Source organism: Vagococcus fluvialis (assembly GCF_003337315.1).
Classification (GTDB): Bacteria; Bacillota; Bacilli; order Lactobacillales; family Vagococcaceae; genus Vagococcus; species Vagococcus fluvialis.
In genome coordinates, this window is the sequence record NZ_QPJV01000005.1 from 58,349 (window position 1) to 73,985 (window position 15,637).

General features: G+C 32.3%; 13 protein-coding genes. 2 read left to right on the forward strand and 11 right to left on the reverse strand.

Going from position 1 to position 15,637, the window contains the following annotated elements; all coding sequences use genetic code 11:
* Positions 1-53 precede the first annotated feature (53 nt).
* The 10 genes from DFR54_RS06540 to DFR54_RS06585 all read right to left on the reverse strand — a co-directional run bounded on the left by DFR54_RS06540 (position 54) and on the right by DFR54_RS06585 (position 12,603).
* Positions 54-821 carry a tyrosine-protein phosphatase gene (locus DFR54_RS06540; protein WP_114289550.1) on the reverse strand — a complete coding sequence of 256 codons (768 nt, stop codon included), beginning with the start codon at positions 819-821 and terminating at the stop codon, positions 54-56.
* Between the two features lie 20 nt (positions 822-841).
* A complete protein-coding gene (locus DFR54_RS06545; RefSeq protein ID WP_114289551.1) occupies positions 842-1,537 on the reverse strand; it encodes a CpsD/CapB family tyrosine-protein kinase in 696 nt (231 codons plus the stop codon).
* A gap of 28 nt (positions 1,538-1,565) precedes the next feature.
* Complete coding sequence (locus DFR54_RS06550; RefSeq protein WP_167799916.1) at positions 1,566-2,513, reverse strand: YveK family protein; 948 nt, start codon at positions 2,511-2,513, stop codon at positions 1,566-1,568.
* 273 nt (positions 2,514-2,786) lie between these two features.
* The gene (locus DFR54_RS06555) at positions 2,787-6,338 is read right to left on the reverse strand and encodes a CDP-glycerol glycerophosphotransferase family protein (protein ID WP_114289553.1); all 3,552 of its coding nucleotides are present in this window, start codon (positions 6,336-6,338) and stop codon (positions 2,787-2,789) included.
* Positions 6,339-6,341: 3 nt separating this feature from the next.
* On the reverse strand, positions 6,342-7,517 hold the full coding sequence (locus DFR54_RS06560) for a CDP-glycerol glycerophosphotransferase family protein (protein WP_114289554.1): 1,176 nt from the start codon (positions 7,515-7,517) through the stop codon (positions 6,342-6,344).
* A 15-nt stretch (positions 7,518-7,532) separates the two neighbouring features.
* Complete coding sequence (locus DFR54_RS06565) at positions 7,533-8,345, reverse strand: ABC transporter permease (protein ID WP_114289555.1); 813 nt, start codon at positions 8,343-8,345, stop codon at positions 7,533-7,535.
* A 14-nt stretch (positions 8,346-8,359) separates the two neighbouring features.
* On the reverse strand, positions 8,360-9,103 hold the full coding sequence (locus DFR54_RS06570) for a WecB/TagA/CpsF family glycosyltransferase (RefSeq protein WP_114289556.1): 744 nt from the start codon (positions 9,101-9,103) through the stop codon (positions 8,360-8,362).
* Positions 9,103-10,230 carry a CDP-glycerol glycerophosphotransferase family protein gene (locus tag DFR54_RS06575; protein ID WP_170126931.1) on the reverse strand — a complete coding sequence of 376 codons (1,128 nt, stop codon included), beginning with the start codon at positions 10,228-10,230 and terminating at the stop codon, positions 9,103-9,105. Before DFR54_RS06575 ends, DFR54_RS06570 begins: the two co-directional genes overlap by 1 nt.
* Entirely contained in the window at positions 10,211-11,287 is a 1,077-nt protein-coding gene (locus DFR54_RS06580; protein ID WP_249033376.1) for an ABC transporter ATP-binding protein, read from the reverse strand. Before DFR54_RS06580 ends, DFR54_RS06575 begins: the two co-directional genes overlap by 20 nt.
* A gap of 170 nt (positions 11,288-11,457) precedes the next feature.
* Positions 11,458-12,603: an LCP family protein gene (locus tag DFR54_RS06585; RefSeq protein WP_114289558.1), complete on the reverse strand. Its 1,146-nt coding sequence runs from the start codon at positions 12,601-12,603 to the stop codon at positions 11,458-11,460.
* Between the two features lie 174 nt (positions 12,604-12,777).
* On the opposite strand from DFR54_RS06585, the gene DFR54_RS06590 reads away from it, so the two are divergent.
* Positions 12,778-13,914: a glycosyltransferase family 4 protein gene (locus DFR54_RS06590; RefSeq protein ID WP_114289559.1), complete on the forward strand. Its 1,137-nt coding sequence runs from the start codon at positions 12,778-12,780 to the stop codon at positions 13,912-13,914.
* Positions 13,915-14,282: 368 nt separating this feature from the next.
* A complete protein-coding gene (locus DFR54_RS06595; protein WP_114289560.1) occupies positions 14,283-14,537 on the forward strand; it encodes a MarR family transcriptional regulator in 255 nt (84 codons plus the stop codon).
* A 180-nt stretch (positions 14,538-14,717) separates the two neighbouring features.
* Here DFR54_RS06595 and DFR54_RS06600 read toward each other — a convergent pair whose 3' ends face one another.
* Positions 14,718-15,635: a YihY/virulence factor BrkB family protein gene (locus DFR54_RS06600; protein ID WP_114289561.1), complete on the reverse strand. Its 918-nt coding sequence runs from the start codon at positions 15,633-15,635 to the stop codon at positions 14,718-14,720.
* Positions 15,636-15,637: the final 2 nt, after the last annotated feature.

The window sequence follows — 15,637 nt, forward strand, 5'->3', positions numbered from 1 at the left end:
TTTTCCACCTAACCAACAATAGTAATTTTTAACCTTCCTTTTTTAACTGAAATTTAACCAAAAAAGCTAAATTTCTTTTTATACTCTTCAGGTGGACTTTTTGTTACCTTTTCCCCATTAACAATGTCTTTAACAACTTGCTGATATTTTTCCACTTTGTTTATACCAAATTCTTTTTCTAATTTAGCGTATGCTTCTTTTGTATAAAAGTTACGCCCTTTGAGATTATGTGCATCTGAGGCTAACATATGAGCTAAATTGCACTCAATCATCCCTTTAGCTACTCTTTGGATTTCTTTACCAAACTGTCCGACGTAACTCCCACAAGTCACTTGAGATAGACAGCCCATTTCAATTAGAGGAATCATTAAATTAGGATTCTTCATAATTTGAGCATTTCTCTCAGGATGGACAATAATCGGTGTATATCCATTAGTACATAATTCAAATAATACGCGGTGGGCGTATATTGGGACTTCCATAGATGGAAACTCGATTAATATATATGTGTCATCTAAATCTGTAAAAAGAATATCATTTTGAGAGATTCTTCTTAATAAATCTGGTGACATCCTTACCTCTTGACCTTCAAAGAGAGTCAAAGGGATTTCCTTTTCATCAAGTACTGCTTGAAGTTCGGCTACTTTCAAAATGACTTCATGTTTAGGATTTAAATACACCCCATTGTTATGATGGGGTGTACAAAGAATATGAGTGATTCCCTCAGAGACAGCAGCTCGTGCCATCTCTAGAGAAGCCTCCAAGGTTTGCGCCCCATCGTCAACGCCAGGTAATATATGACAATGTATATCGACTAACATACGCAAATTTCCTTTCTTTTTTAAGACTGATAATAACCATAATTTTGTTCTGTAATTTCACCTGTGTAGATAGATCCAATAATATTAGCATCTACTTGATCTAATAATTTTACAGCTCGCTCTAAACCAGATTTTTCTGTTTGATCTTCTCTTACTACAAGTAGGGCCCCATCTACTTGAGAGGCGATTAACTGTGCATCTGTTACTGTTCCTACAGGAGGTACATCAAAGATAATAAAGTCATACTCTTGTTTTAAAATATGTAAGACTTTTCTCATTCGACTAGATGCAAGTAACTCTGATGGATTTGGTGAGATTGGCCCACTTGTAATTAAATCTAGGTTACGCACATCACTAGGTTGGATTACTTCGCCAAGTGACATACGACGAATACTTAATAAACTACTCAATCCTTTTGTATTTTCCATATAGAAACTTCTATGAACAGTTGGTCTTCTTAAGTCTGCATCTACTAGTACAGTTTTCATGCCTGATTGAGCAAAAGCAATTGCTAAGTTAGCTGATGTGGTTGACTTACCTTCTGAAGGTCCAGCTGATGTCACGATAATACTTTGAGTTTGATTTTCAACACTTGAATATAAAATATTCGTTCTAATTGTTCTAAATTGCTCAGATATATTTGACATTGGGTCAACTACCGTAAACAAGGTTGCTTGTTCTGGAGCTGCCAATTTAGTCTGTTTATTTTTTGCCATTAGTACTCTCCTCTTAACTTCACTAAACTTATCTTTTCACGCGGCTTAATCCAGCGACTGAATGACGATTTTTGCGACCATCTATAACTGGTGTGTCATCTAACTCTATACGATTAATTTTAATTTCTGATAAATCAATCGTCTGATCTAAATCACGACCATCTTTAATTCTTGATAAGTCTTGATCTAATCCATCTACTCCGTCATCTAAATTAAAGACATCATCAATAGTCTCAGTTGTTAAGTTAACTGATTTTAAGGCTGATTTTTGGTGTTTTTGAATATCTTTAAGTTCTTTTGAAGCTAATAATGGAATATGACCTAATACTGGAATATTTAAGGTTTCTGTTACATACTCAACAGATTTTACTGTGCGATTAAATAATTGGCTTAAAAGTGCTAACCCAACACCAATGATTAAGCCTAAAATCCCACCAATAGCAAGATTGACTTTTTTATTAGGTGATACTGGATTAGTTGAAGGTGAGGCTTCTGAAATAATCGAAACTTTATCGGCTTCTGTGTACTCTTTAGCTTCTTGTTTAAAAATAGCTGATACTACATTAGCCACTGTTGCGGCTTCATTTGGATTTTCTGAAGTCGCTACAATTGAGAACATTTGAGAGCTTTGCGTTTGCTCTACGTTAATCATATTTTTCACATCTTCAGATGTTCCTTTAAAACCAATTTCTTTTTCTAATTGTTCTCTTGCTGCATCTGTTACGACTTTCCCTTTAATAAAGTCTTTATAAGTATTAATCATCATTAAGTTACTATTAATGTTATCAGTACTTACATTACTATCTTTATTAGCTGATGTTGCGATTAATTGAGATGTGGCATTGTATTTTGGTGTTATGACAAATAACGTTAAAATAGCAGCAATCCCAATTCCAACAAAAAACATTGAAACAATCAATGTTGCTTTCTTTTTTAATAAACTGAAAATCTCTTGTAAACTTACTGTTTCTTCCATCATTTCCTCCAAATAGTATCTATTCTTAATTTTGTATTGTAGTCTATTTTCATCCTTTTTTTCATAGTTCCTTATCTTAGAACCACAAAAAAAGGAGCTAATAGTCGCTCCTCTTTATAATAGAGGTAAACTATGGTTAATTCAATAGTTTTTTCTATTAAAAACACACTTATTTTCTTATTTTATATAATTATCTAATTTAATAATCAGATATAGATATTTGGCATGTGAAAATGCCCAAAATATTCACAAACAAATCGAGGGTTAAATAAATTAACCCTCTAATTGTTTATAAAATTCTTTTAAAGCTAATTCGTTGTATTCATATGGATCAAAGTTTTTAAAATCAGATTGTTCTTTAGACATCATACTGATTAAACCGTCAGTTACACCCTTAACATCATTTGTTTTAGTTAGTAAACCATACTCACCGTTTTGTAAAACATCGCGACAAGCCGGGATATCTGTTGAGACACATTTCATTTGTAATGTTAAAGCCTCTACTAAAACTAAAGATTGCCCTTCGTAAAGAGAAGTCAGAGCAAATATATCACACTGTTTCATAAACTCAAAAGGATTGTAGACTTGACCAAGCAATGTTACTTTCTCTTTTAAGCCTAGTGTGCTGATTTCTTTTTCTAGTTTAGCGGCTTCAACCCCTGCTCCTATAACATATAGATGACTTTTTGGATATGTTTTTTGATACTCGCTAAAAGCTTGAATTAAAACAATCTGGTTTTTCTCAGGTGAAAGTCTACCTACAGTTACAATATTGCTTACATCAGGATTTGGATAAGAGAAAACTTGTCCTTCTGCATTTGTAATTCCTGTAACCTCTTCAAAAACTAAATCTTCTTTTCCTACCCATAGCTCTTTTCCTTCATAACTAACAAGTAAAAAGTCTCTTTCTAGTGACGTTTTAGCTTCTTTTATCACTTGATACTGAGTTAAAGCTTTAATTTCTTGACCTTTATTTTTGATACAATCTGAAAGAGTTGGATAGACAGTTATCAGTAACTCTTTACTAGTTGCTATATACATTGCCTCTTTCTCAAAGATAATCTCTTCATCCTTTAAACTAGTTAATTTTAAGTTCTCTTCTTTAATCCATAATGTTTTATGGTTCTCAGTGAGAATTTCAAACCATCTACCATTAGATGTTGTACTTAAAGACTTAACATACAAGACTTCTACTTCACCTAACTGGATAGGGTTTATTGTTTCCATTGGCTTTTCATAGGCTGTTAAAGCTTTAACCTCAGCCTGTCTATAGTAGCCTGATAAGATTTCTTTTTTCAGCGGTCTAATAGCTATTTCTTTCAACTTATCTTTGTGCTGTAAGTGATTTGGAACTTTCACTAGCTGTCGCAAGATTTTAACAATAAGACTCGCTTTTTTATTGGGAGATAACTTTTTAGACCAGGTAATTTTATTTTTAGGTACCCAACCTAAGTCTTTCCCTTTTAAAGTAACTAAGACAGAAGTCCCCTCTTCAGTAACAACTTCTTTGGTAATATCCACATAAACATTCCGTAACTCTGCTGCTGTACTTAGTGGCACACTTTTTTCTAATCCTATTGGTTCTGAATAAAAATCATCATCGGTATACGTATTTAACTTACCAAAGTTTGAAACTGATTTTTCAGATAAGATACTAACTGGAGATACACTTACCTCTTTGGCTTTTATCCATCCTAGGTATATATGGTCTTGACTAATTTTATAGTAGGTTTCATCCTGATAAACAAATTTACCTAAAACAGACACCTCATCAGAAGTTAAATATTTTTCCTTAATACTTCCTAAGGTCATATCTGGTCTTGTTGACTTAATTAGTAATTTTTTTTCTGGTCTGTTCAGTCTCCCAGAACGAACAAACATTATCGTTTGAGCCACTTCTTTTACTATCGGTCTTTGTTCATTAATTGTTAAGATTTTCTTTATGTTTATTGTATTCGTTGCATAAGTAAATTTTTCAGCAGCTGCATATTCTTTTAATTGTTCTTTATTAATTTCCATAATTGATTCTGAAACAGAAACTAATTTATCATAACGGTCATAGACACTAAATTGGCCCAACAAATTAATTTTATGGATTTTTTTGCCATTAACAGTTCTCTCTTGGTCTAATTTCATATCACTATGTAGATAACAAACATAATGTTTTGTCTGTGATGCTAAAATCAGCTTACTCCAATGTAGACTGTAACCACTAAAATCAATCGCAACATCAAAATTAGGTGTTCCCATTAATCTATTTAACTCACGCTTATAGATTTCCTCAGGATACTGTTCTTCTTTTCCTTTTTTGACACCATTAAAATGAATTTTTAAGTCTCTATAATGCTCCTTAATGGTAAATAAAGGAACATCATAACGAAAAAGTAAAGTCACATTCTCCGGAACACTGGCAACATTTTTTATTTGTTCTGGCATTGATAGATTATCTAGTAATAAAACTACTCTGTACTGACTATAATCAATTGTCTGCATTAAATTAAGGAAGCTACTTGTGATTCCATTATTTCTTAGGCCACCTGGATAAATCAGTAGACTTTTTTTAGTTGTATCTGGTCCAATGACTACTACATTAGGTAAGCTTTTTTTATTAAAGATAATATTAACAATTCTTTCTGTCACAAAACCATCATCATAACAAACAAATTTTTCTTTACATTTGTCATAATTAGCTTGATAGTTAGTAACATCATTTTCCAGATTTTCAATATTAACTAATAATTCATCAATGTTAAATGCCACTGCTCCTGGTAACTCTTCATATTCAAAATATTTACCACGTTGATTTGAATACAAATCATCATCCCAACAATAAAATAGGATTGGCTTATCAGTTACTAAGTAATCAAAGAATATACTGGAGTAATCTGTGATTAACAAATCAGTGATACCTAAGAGTTTATTTGTATCAATCACATCTGGAATTAAAAATGGTCTTAATGCGACATTTTTTTTAGCTTCATCGTAAAGAAATGGATGAACTTTGACTAAAACATTGTAGCTATCATCAAATTTTTCTCTAACGAGTTCCATCTCACTTTGAATTTGTTTAACTTCATCAGAGAAAGTTGCTGGATCATTTAATTTACAGGTTGGTGTATATAGCATTATTTTTTTGCTTAAGTCTAAAGTTATGTCAAAATCAAATAACAGTTTTAAAAGTTCGTCTTTATTTTTATCAAAGGTTTGATCGATTCTTGGGTAGCCTGATTCGATGATTTTTCCACTGTAATTATCATTTAAGCGGTAACTCTTTAAAAACATATTAGTCGTGTGATGATTCGGGCTAATTAAAAAATCAGCCATGTAAAAATTTCTGACGACATTTTTAGCATTAGCCGGGTTTCCTGGGATATCAAAGCCCATTGTTTTTAAAGGTGTTCCGTGCCAAGTATTAATATAAGTTTGATCTTTTTTAATCGTTACAAAAGGTTGAAAAGTAGAGTTATTAATCAAATATTCTGCTTTTGCTAACCATTTTAAATAGCTTTCTGAGTTTCGTGTCACAAAGATGACATTTTTATGGTCTTTATATAAAGACTTAATTTTTTCTAACTCTTCATTTTTAGTTACACTCCAAATATGAGTGTAAGATTGTTCTTTATCTACTTTAAGTAAATACTCAAAAATCGCCAAGGGGGAATCAGTCATTGATTTTCCATCACGACTTTCATAAAGAATCGTATTTTTTTCTACTGTTTCATTAATAAAAAACTTGGTGTACTTATCGACTAATCCACGGTAATATGAAACTTTTGGTAAAATAGTTGCTCCCACTAAACGAGCTCCATGACTAATGATACTCATCCTTTATTCCCCTTTCTCTTTTATAATTGTTTTCATTATTTTTTCCGATGCTTTTCCATCTTCAAGGGACGTAAATTTCTCTTTAAATAACTCATATTTTTCTGATTTATATGTCTTGTTAGTTGATTTCCATCTCATAACCTCTTCAAGTAATTCATTTTTCGTTGTAACCAGTCGGCCTGGTATTTCTTCTGCCATAGGGAAATAAAAACCTCTCATCTCATTAGCATACTCTTCTTCATCTGGAATGTAGAAAATCATCGGCTTTTCTGTAATGGCAAAATCAAACATACATGAAGAATAATCAGTTATTAATAAATCACTAATTGCAAGTAACTCTGCCATATCAATATTTCCTGAAACATTAACAACTTTCCCTTGATATTTAGAAAAATCAAATTGTCCAGCCACCAAATAGTGCATCCTCACTAGCAACAAACTATCATCAGCTATTTTCTCAACTAAGTCATCAAAAGGAAAATCAATAGTAAAGGTGTATTTACCATTTTGTCTCGCTTCTTTTTCCCGCCAAGTTGGGGCATAAAGAATCAGCTTTTTATCTTCTGGCAAATCCAATTTTTCTTTAATCATATTTTTAGTAGATTCATCTTTAGTTGTCTTAACTAAAAGATCATTTCGTGGATATCCTGTTTCAAGAACTGTTCCTTGATAAGCAAATGCTCTTTTGAATATCTCCGTACTATATGGATTAGGTGACACTAAATAGTCCCATCTCTTTGATTCTTCTGAAAAGGAATTATCATAACTTTCTTTTGTATAGCCTGGAATATTCACTGTTTCAATATCTTGACCAATTTTTTTAAGCGGAGTACCATGCCAAGTTTGTAAATAAGTTGTTTTTTTGTTCTTTGTAAGCCACAAAGGTGTTCTTGTATTAATCACCCAGACAGCTGCTCTAGGCATAGTTAAAAACCATTTAATAGAGAAGCGGAGGACGTAAGAAACCTTTTCATCACGAAAAGGTTTCTCTTGTCCTTTGTTAACTCCCCATACTAAATGGTATTCAGGATATTCTTGTTTCATCCATTCATAAATGGCTTTTGGATTGTCACTAAATTGTGTGCCATGAAAACTTTCAAAGTAAATAGTTTTAGAACTATGAAAGAGACCAATGCCTTTAAAGATAATGCCTATAAACTTTTCTACTAAAGCTTTCATGCTAAAACTCCTTTATTAAATAAAATCAACAAATCGTGCTCTAAATTTCATATGAATATGAGAGCCCACAATTAGTAAAACGCCTGTTACTAACCAGAAAAACATTGTTTGAGTTCCTTTTTCCCAGAACCATTGTTTTGAAAGGAAAGAATCTCTAAAGCCATCAATAATATAGTAGATTGGATTTAAAGCTAATAATCTCACTATTATTGGGTGACCTTTAAACATAGATTCAAAGTTCCAAATTGGGCCTGATAAATAAAATAGTAATCTTAAAATAGACTGCAGCATAATATGGTAGTCTCGTACTAAAATCGTAATAGTTGAGTTTAAGACACCAAAAGCAAATAAAAAGGCAATCATACAGAAGAAATAGTATAAATACTGTAACCAGTAGATTGTTGGATAGATACCAAAACCAAACATTGAAGCAAGTAATAAAATCATCATAGCACGGTAACTAACAAAGTTACTTCTAATGTTAACCATTGGTAAGATACTGACTGGGAATTTCATTTTCGATACCATACCGATTTGTTTGTAGATACTATTTGACCCACCTAAAATCGAGCTATTAATAAAGAACCATGCGATAATCCCGATTAACATCCAAACGATAAATGGCACACCATCTACTTCTTTTCCTTGGTTTACCCCTAGTCCGAAAACTAAGTAATAAATCCCGATTTGGATAGCTGGGTTTAAAAACTGCCAAATAAGTCCTAAATAATGACTTTGGTAAGTTGCTTTTTCTTCATATTTTGATATTCGTCGAATAATACCATAACTATTTATTTGCTCTAAAATTATTGTTTTTACGTCATTCACGTTGCAAACTCTCCTTAATGTTTCCCTTGTTTTCGATGCCAGTTAATTGATTTTAAAACAAAGACTGGCAGCTGAAAAATACGATAAAATCGTTTTGGATTACTAATGGAACGATATAGCCACTCTAGATTTAATGTAATAAAAATTTTTGGTGCCCTTTTAGCTGTGCCACTTAAAACATCTAAACTCCCACCAATTGTCTGAAAAACGTTGGCTGATATTAAGTTAATATTTTTTTTAAGCCACTCTTCTTGTTTTGGACTTCCCAGGGCTACAAAGACCATATCTACTTGAGCTTCATTGATTTGCTCAACTATTTTGTCATCACTTAATTTAGTGTAACCATCAATCATTCCTGCTACTTCTAAATTAGGATAAGTTGTAGCGATATTTTCCCCAGCTAATTTTACTACTTCTGGTTTTGCTCCATAAAGAAAAATTCTTTTTTTATGAGTGTTACAAAAGCGGAGTAATTCTTCCATTGTATCAAATCCTGCTACTCGCTCTGTCACTTTTCCTTTTGTCCAATGAGACACTTTTATAATACCAATTCCATCAGCTATTCTGTGAGTTGACTGATCAATAAAGTCTTTGACTGCTTTATTTTGTTCAGACATCAAAATAATCTGCGGGTTGACACTGGCAATTGTTAGTTTAGTGTTCTCTTTAAAACATTCCTCGACATCACTTAAAATGTCTGACATTGTCAGTATATCAACAGGAACATCCAATATTTTTTCCACTTCATAATTTCTCATTAGTTTCCATCCATTTTTTCTTTTATCCATTGTAATAAACGTTTTGTTGATTCCCCGTCGTTGTAAGTGTTCCAGACTTCGTTAAAAGCAGATAAATCATCTTGGCTTTCTTCAATGCTAAGAACAACTTCTTCTATTGTAGAGACTACTTTGTAGGGCAGTGTTTCTTTAAATATCTGTTGAATACCTGTTTCTTTTTCGTATTCTTCTTCATCAAACCAATAGAAAACAAGTTTTCCTTGTTTGTTAATCAGCGCGTAATCAAAAGCTACTGATGAGTAATCTGTTATTAAGCAATCTGCTGCTAATAATAAATCATCTGCTCCTTGATTTTGCTGTACCAAACGAACACCCTTAACAGCTGTTAATTTTTCAGCCTCAAGTAAAGTTGTTGTTGGATGAATTTTGATAATTAATTCAGTAGTTGCTGGTAATTTTTCTCTTAAAAATAAAACATCAGCTACTAAATTAGGCATATTATTTTTTCGATAAGTTGGTAAGTAAACAATTTTTTGTGTTTGTTGCTCTTCTTTAGAAGCTTTTAAGAGGTAATCTGTTCTTGGAAAACCAAGATACAGTATTTCTTCTTCTGTTGCTCCGTAACTTTTCTTAAAGACATCACCCATAGCTTTTGAACCTACTAAAAAGCGTGTAAAAGATTGATAGACACGATTGAATCTGTCATGATCCGTTTTTGTTCGATTAGTTGCACTTTTCTCTTCTAAGCCAAATTGCTTAATCGCACCAGTTGCATGCCATAATTGGATAATTTCTCTTCGACTATCGACAACAATATCCCCTAATAAAGGAAAATAATTGTCAGCAATTACTATTTTACTTTCAGTAATTAATTTAATGGTCATAAACAATCCCTGAACCGTATTAATACACCACGTATCAATGCCTTTTTCAGCATAAGCCAACGCTTCATGTGACACTTGCTTCGTATAACAAATACTTAAATGTTCTTGCTTATTTAAGGCTTCAATCAAACCGTGATCATTATTAGGAAAACTAAGCAAATACACAACTTGTTTTTTCTTTTCAGCTTTTGTATACACTCGCGAAACCGTCTTAACATATAGGGCGTAAACTGTCTTTAGTAAATCAATGAATAATGATTTCATCATCAATTAACCTTACAGGACTTGCCTCTTTCACAACTGTCTCAGTTTTGCTCTTATCTAAGTCACTACTTGCAAAAAGCGATGAAAAAGCTTTACCACTAATTTGTAGATAACCAAAGAACATAATACCAATAACCATTCCGATTAAACAAATCTTAGTCAGAACTGACATTTTACCAATATCAGGGCCTTTTAAGGCAGCTTCGTCATGGCCTCTTTCTATAGCAATTTCTTTTAACTTTTCTTCTGAGAAGTCTTTTTGAGCTTCTTTAAACTTATCTTGGTATTCTTTTTTGTCTTTAGCACTTTGTTTTTTAAACCAAGCAATGAAGTCACGGTAATTTTTTACGACTTCTTCAGTTGGTCCATACTCTCTTAATTCACCGTAATGAATCCAAGCAACTTTATCACATAATTTTTCAATTTGTGCAAGTGAGTGAGAAACGAAGAAAATAGTTTTCCCTTGTTCCTTAAAGCTTAAAATACGCTCCACACATTTTTGGTAGAAAGTATCATCTCCAACTGATAATGCCTCGTCAATAATCAATACATCTGGATTTTGATGGACAGCAATAGCAAAACCAAGTCTTGATCTCATACCACTTGAATAGTTTTTTACTGGCTGAGTAATAAAATCACCTAAGTCAGCAAACGCTTTAATATCTTCTAGCATGTCATCAATTTCTTCGTTAGTGAAACCACCCATTAAACATTTTAAGCGAATATTTTCTAAACCTGTTAACTGAGGTTTTAATCCTGCTCCAATAGCAATAATTGATGTTTCACCATTAATTGTCATTTGACCTGTTGTTTGAGGAATAATTCCTGCTAGTATATTAGATAAGGTTGATTTACCTGAACCATTAATTCCGATTAAACCAACAGCTTCACCAGAATAAACTGTTAAATCAATCCCTTTAAGTCCCCAAAAATGTGGAATGCTTTTTTCAGAAAACTTAAATAATGCTTTGATTTTATCTGATTTTTTCTTGTATAGGTCATATTCTTTTGTAATCATATTTAGTTGAACTTTTACATTCTCTTCTTGTTGTTTCAAAATTGTCTCATCCTATCTTTCTTTCATTGAAACCTCATAGCGATTTTACACTAATTTACACTTTTTTTCAAAATTCTCTAACATTTTTATAAGATTCTTAGTCTTTTAATTGGATTTTTTCTTAGAAAAAGAGGGTAGACAATCATTTCGCCACCCTCTTCCTTACTTATTTAATTAATAATAGCCATTCCATCTTGTGGGAATGTTTGCGGTGCAACTATTCCATTTGTTTCGAACTCATAACCTGCTACATCGCGCTCATCAGTTGCATCTAATCCTAAAGATACTCTTAACTTATGTGAGATATAGTCTAGGCTATCTTGATGTAAGCCTACCATACTAACTGATTCTCCGTAAGGTGCGTAATCGTAACTCATCCATGAGAAAGCATATGACTCAAATTTATAATTTTTAGTTAATCCTGACTGAGCAATTGAAAGAATTTTATTTGATGGCATGTCTGTTGTAATATGACCATCTAACGCATCTAATATGCTCTTATATTTGGCAATTGTACCAATATCCATTGCTTTTTGAGCAATAGCTGTTAAGACTTGTTGCTGACGTTTACCACGCTCAATATCATTATCAATATAGCGAGTTCTTGAGAAGGCTAAAGCTTCCTCGCCACTTAAATTATGGCGACCTTCTTTTAAGTCCACTACTTTTTTACCTTGAGCATTTTGCTCAGTCAAGGTAAATGGAACGTCAATCTCAACGCCACCTAACGCATCAACAATATCTTCAAAAGCTTTGAAATCTGCTGTTGCATAGTAATTAATTGGAATATTTAATAGTTTTTCTACTGAATCAATAGTAGAATCAATTCCTCCATAAGAGAAGGCAGCATTGATTTTATCTTTGCCAGTGAATGAATCAGAAACAATATCTGTGTAAGTATCGCGAGGAATACTCACAATATTAACTAACTCATCTTTCGGATTAATAGTAAGAAGTAACATAGAGTCAGTCCTTGCACTTCCTAGCTCTCTTTCACTATTGTCATCCAAACCTAATATCAAAACAGAAATAGGATCTTTTTGAACATCTATCTTATCATTTTCAATACTAGATGATTTTCTAGGTTGGTAAGAGTTATTTAAAAAGTTGTTAGTATCCATTAATCCTTTTACAAAATAAACCATTCCAGATAGGATTGCTAACAGTAATACAATAACAATACTTTTCCCGATTACCCCAAGTATTGATTTGCTTTTTTTCTGATTTCTTTTATTTCTTCTTGATGAGTACTCTGAATACTCGTCTTCATATAAGTTTTCTCGATTTTTTCGACTATTTTTTTTACTTTTTGCCAATGTCAAAACTCCTAGTTTTCAATTATCTCCGTTAGTATAACATAGAGAATCTTTCAAAAATAGTAAATCTATTAAATTTTAAATAGTTTAAAGAAAACCTTAATAAGTTTGACGTTGTTCGTACCTTTAAAAAAGTGTATAATGTTCTTTGAATTGTGAAAGTAGGTATACATTATGGATTTCATTTTAAAAATTGCTTTTCGTTTATTTTTAACAATGATCCTAGCTTTTTTACTAACTCCTTTAATAAAAAAATTAGCCTTTAAAATAGGTGCAGTAGATAAACCAAACTCTAGAAGAGTCAACAAGGTAGCTATGCCCACTGCTGGTGGCTTAGCTATTTATATTGCCTTTTCCATTTCAGTCTTATTTTTCTTCCCAGATCTTATTCCAATGAAATACGCTATTCATTTAGTTGTTTCTTCTGGAATCGTCGTAGTCACTGGACTAATTGATGATATCTTTGAATTAAAACCTAGACAAAAATTACTAGGAGTTACTCTTGCTGCTCTTTATGTTTGTTTTGTTTTTGATGTCACTGTAAGTACGATTAGCTTGCCTCACATAGGTGCTATTCCCCTTCAGTGGTTAAGTTATCCCTTCACCATACTTTGGATTGCTGGTTTAACCAATGCGATTAACTTAGTAGATGGTTTAGATGGTTTAGCATCTGGGATTTCAATCATCGCCTTAACAACAATTGGTATTATAGGATATGTGGCTTCTGCAACTGATGCAGTGAAACTTCAAGTACCACTAACTATTTTTATTCTATTAATGAGTGTGCTAGGATTTTTCCCTTTTAACTTTTATCCAGCTAAAATTTTCCTTGGAGACACAGGAGCCTTGCTTCTTGGATTTTTAATTTCAGTGCTCTCGATACAAGGTCTTAAAAATGCAACGTTGATTACTTTAATTACACCTTTAGTTATTTTAGGTGTTCCTATTACTGATACTCTGTTTGCCATGATAAGAAGAAAGCTAAATAACAGACCCATCTCATCAGCTGATAAGATGCATTTACATCATCGCTTAATTTCACTCGGCTTTACCCATCGCGGTGCTGTGTTGACTATTTATTCTATGGCAATTATTTTTTCAGTTATTGCGATGTTGTACATGTTTACTAATACACTGGCGACGATTTTATTAACCATTGCTTGTTTATTTGGACTTCAAATGTTTATTGAGTTAATCGGTTTAACAGGTGTTGATAAACAGCCCCTTTTAAACTCTCTGAAATATTTAGGAAATAAAGCTTATCGCAATAGTGTCAAACAAAAAAGAAAAGAGAAGAAAAAGAAAGATTAGTCTACATGGCTAATCTTTTTTATTTGTATTTTTTGTTGACATGTTAACAATTTATTGAGATTTATTCTCAGTGAATAAACAGGAGGCGTAACATGGCAAAATTATTAATTATTCAAGCACAGCCTAAAACAGATGCTTTTCATATTCTTTAGACGTAACGCAGACTTTTATTGACTCTTATCTAACACACAACCCAACAGACACTGTCACGATTAGAAATGTCTTTACAGATGGCGTGCCACCGATTAATGATTTAACTTTTGAGGCGTGAATAAAAATGAAACAATCTGAAAAAGCTATTGATATTTTAAACACAGCTAAAGTTCAAACTACACTGCTTGCGGCAACATTTTAAGGAAGGTGATTTGATGAATGTGCTAGAAGCAAATATCTTTGATACAATGACCTATTTAAGATACGGAGATCCTTTAGAAAGAAATCAGAAATGGTTATTAAAGAAAATAGATACACCTGAATTACAAGAGTTAGCTGAAAAACTTTCTATTTTAAGCAGTCAAGTATTAAATGAGATTGCTAGAAATAATAATCAAAGTGCTGCTGATATTGCTAATGAATTAAATGTCACACGTGGTGGTATTTCCCAAGTTGCTAAAAGGTTATAATTCAAGACGATGCTATTTTTCAAGCCCATCTAAAACTACTTAAAGGAATTGAGAAACAACATTTTGCTACTATCCGTTCTTTCAATGAAGTAGAACAAACAGCATCTTTAACTATTTAGAAAAAGTTAGTGCGTTGTCTGTAAAATAGAAAAGAAGTCTTAATGAATTTTTAGTAATTCATTAAGACTTCTTTTCTTCTTTTGTTGCCATTTTAGATTCTATAAAATCTCCTAGGACACTTCTCTTCGAGCAAATTCCGCCGTAAACTAGCTTTTCAATAGTGACATTAATGACACCACCTACAATGATTAAGGTAGCTGCGATATTTAGCCATAAGATAAAGAAGATAACACTCCCAATAGCCCCATAACTATTGATTCTTTTAGAAAAATAACTAATATAGATACTATAAAATTGTGTTACTAACATCCAACCAATTGTTGTAAAAACAGCTCCTGGTAAAATAGTTCTAAAATGAACTTTCGCACTAGGTACAAAATAATACAGCATAATTAAAATAACTAGTAATACAGATGAGGTTAATGGCCATCTTAAGGTTTTAAACGTTGTTAATATTTCCTCTGGCAAACCAAAGATAGGTAAAACATATTCTAATACAGTTTGACCAAATCCCATAATTAGTAATAAGAAGAAAATACTAAGCATCAGTAGAAAAACCATTAAGAAAGAAAATAATCTTCTTAAAAATTGTAATTTTTCTTTTTCCACGCCATAAGCTTTATCAAGACTTATTCTAATACCATTAATCCCTTTACTTACTGCCCAAAAGGTACCAATAGCAGAAATAGATAAAAGCCCACCACTACTTGTTTTAAGTAAACTACTAACTGTCTCACTAACCGTATTATAAACATAAGGCGGTAGTAACTCTTGAATGTAGGGTAACACATTTTGATCATTTAAATTTAAATAGGGTAAAATGTTTCCCAATGCAATCAGCAAGGGAAAAAAGGATAGTAGTAAATAATAAGTAATAACAATCGCATAGATATTTACTTCTGCCTGTTGAAATGTATCTATAAATATTTTAAAAGACTCTTTCCAACTAGGTCTTTTTTCTGCTTGCTCTTCTTGCATAT

Coding starts and splice junctions, on each gene's coding strand:
- DFR54_RS06540 (WP_114289550.1), bottom strand. CDS start 821: ATGTTAGTCGATATACATTGTCATATATTACCTGGCGTTGACGATGGG.
- DFR54_RS06545 (WP_114289551.1), bottom strand. CDS start 1,537: ATGGCAAAAAATAAACAGACTAAATTGGCAGCTCCAGAACAAGCAACC.
- DFR54_RS06550 (WP_167799916.1), bottom strand. CDS start 2,513: ATGGAAGAAACAGTAAGTTTACAAGAGATTTTCAGTTTATTAAAAAAG.
- DFR54_RS06555 (WP_114289553.1), bottom strand. CDS start 6,338: ATGAGTATCATTAGTCATGGAGCTCGTTTAGTGGGAGCAACTATTTTA.
- DFR54_RS06560 (WP_114289554.1), bottom strand. CDS start 7,517: ATGAAAGCTTTAGTAGAAAAGTTTATAGGCATTATCTTTAAAGGCATT.
- DFR54_RS06570 (WP_114289556.1), bottom strand. CDS start 9,103: ATGAGAAATTATGAAGTGGAAAAAATATTGGATGTTCCTGTTGATATA.
- DFR54_RS06575 (WP_170126931.1), bottom strand. CDS start 10,230: ATGAAATCATTATTCATTGATTTACTAAAGACAGTTTACGCCCTATAT.
- DFR54_RS06590 (WP_114289559.1), top strand. CDS start 12,778: ATGGATTTCATTTTAAAAATTGCTTTTCGTTTATTTTTAACAATGATC.
- DFR54_RS06595 (WP_114289560.1), top strand. CDS start 14,283: ATGAATGTGCTAGAAGCAAATATCTTTGATACAATGACCTATTTAAGA.
- DFR54_RS06600 (WP_114289561.1), bottom strand. CDS start 15,635: ATGCAAGAAGAGCAAGCAGAAAAAAGACCTAGTTGGAAAGAGTCTTTT.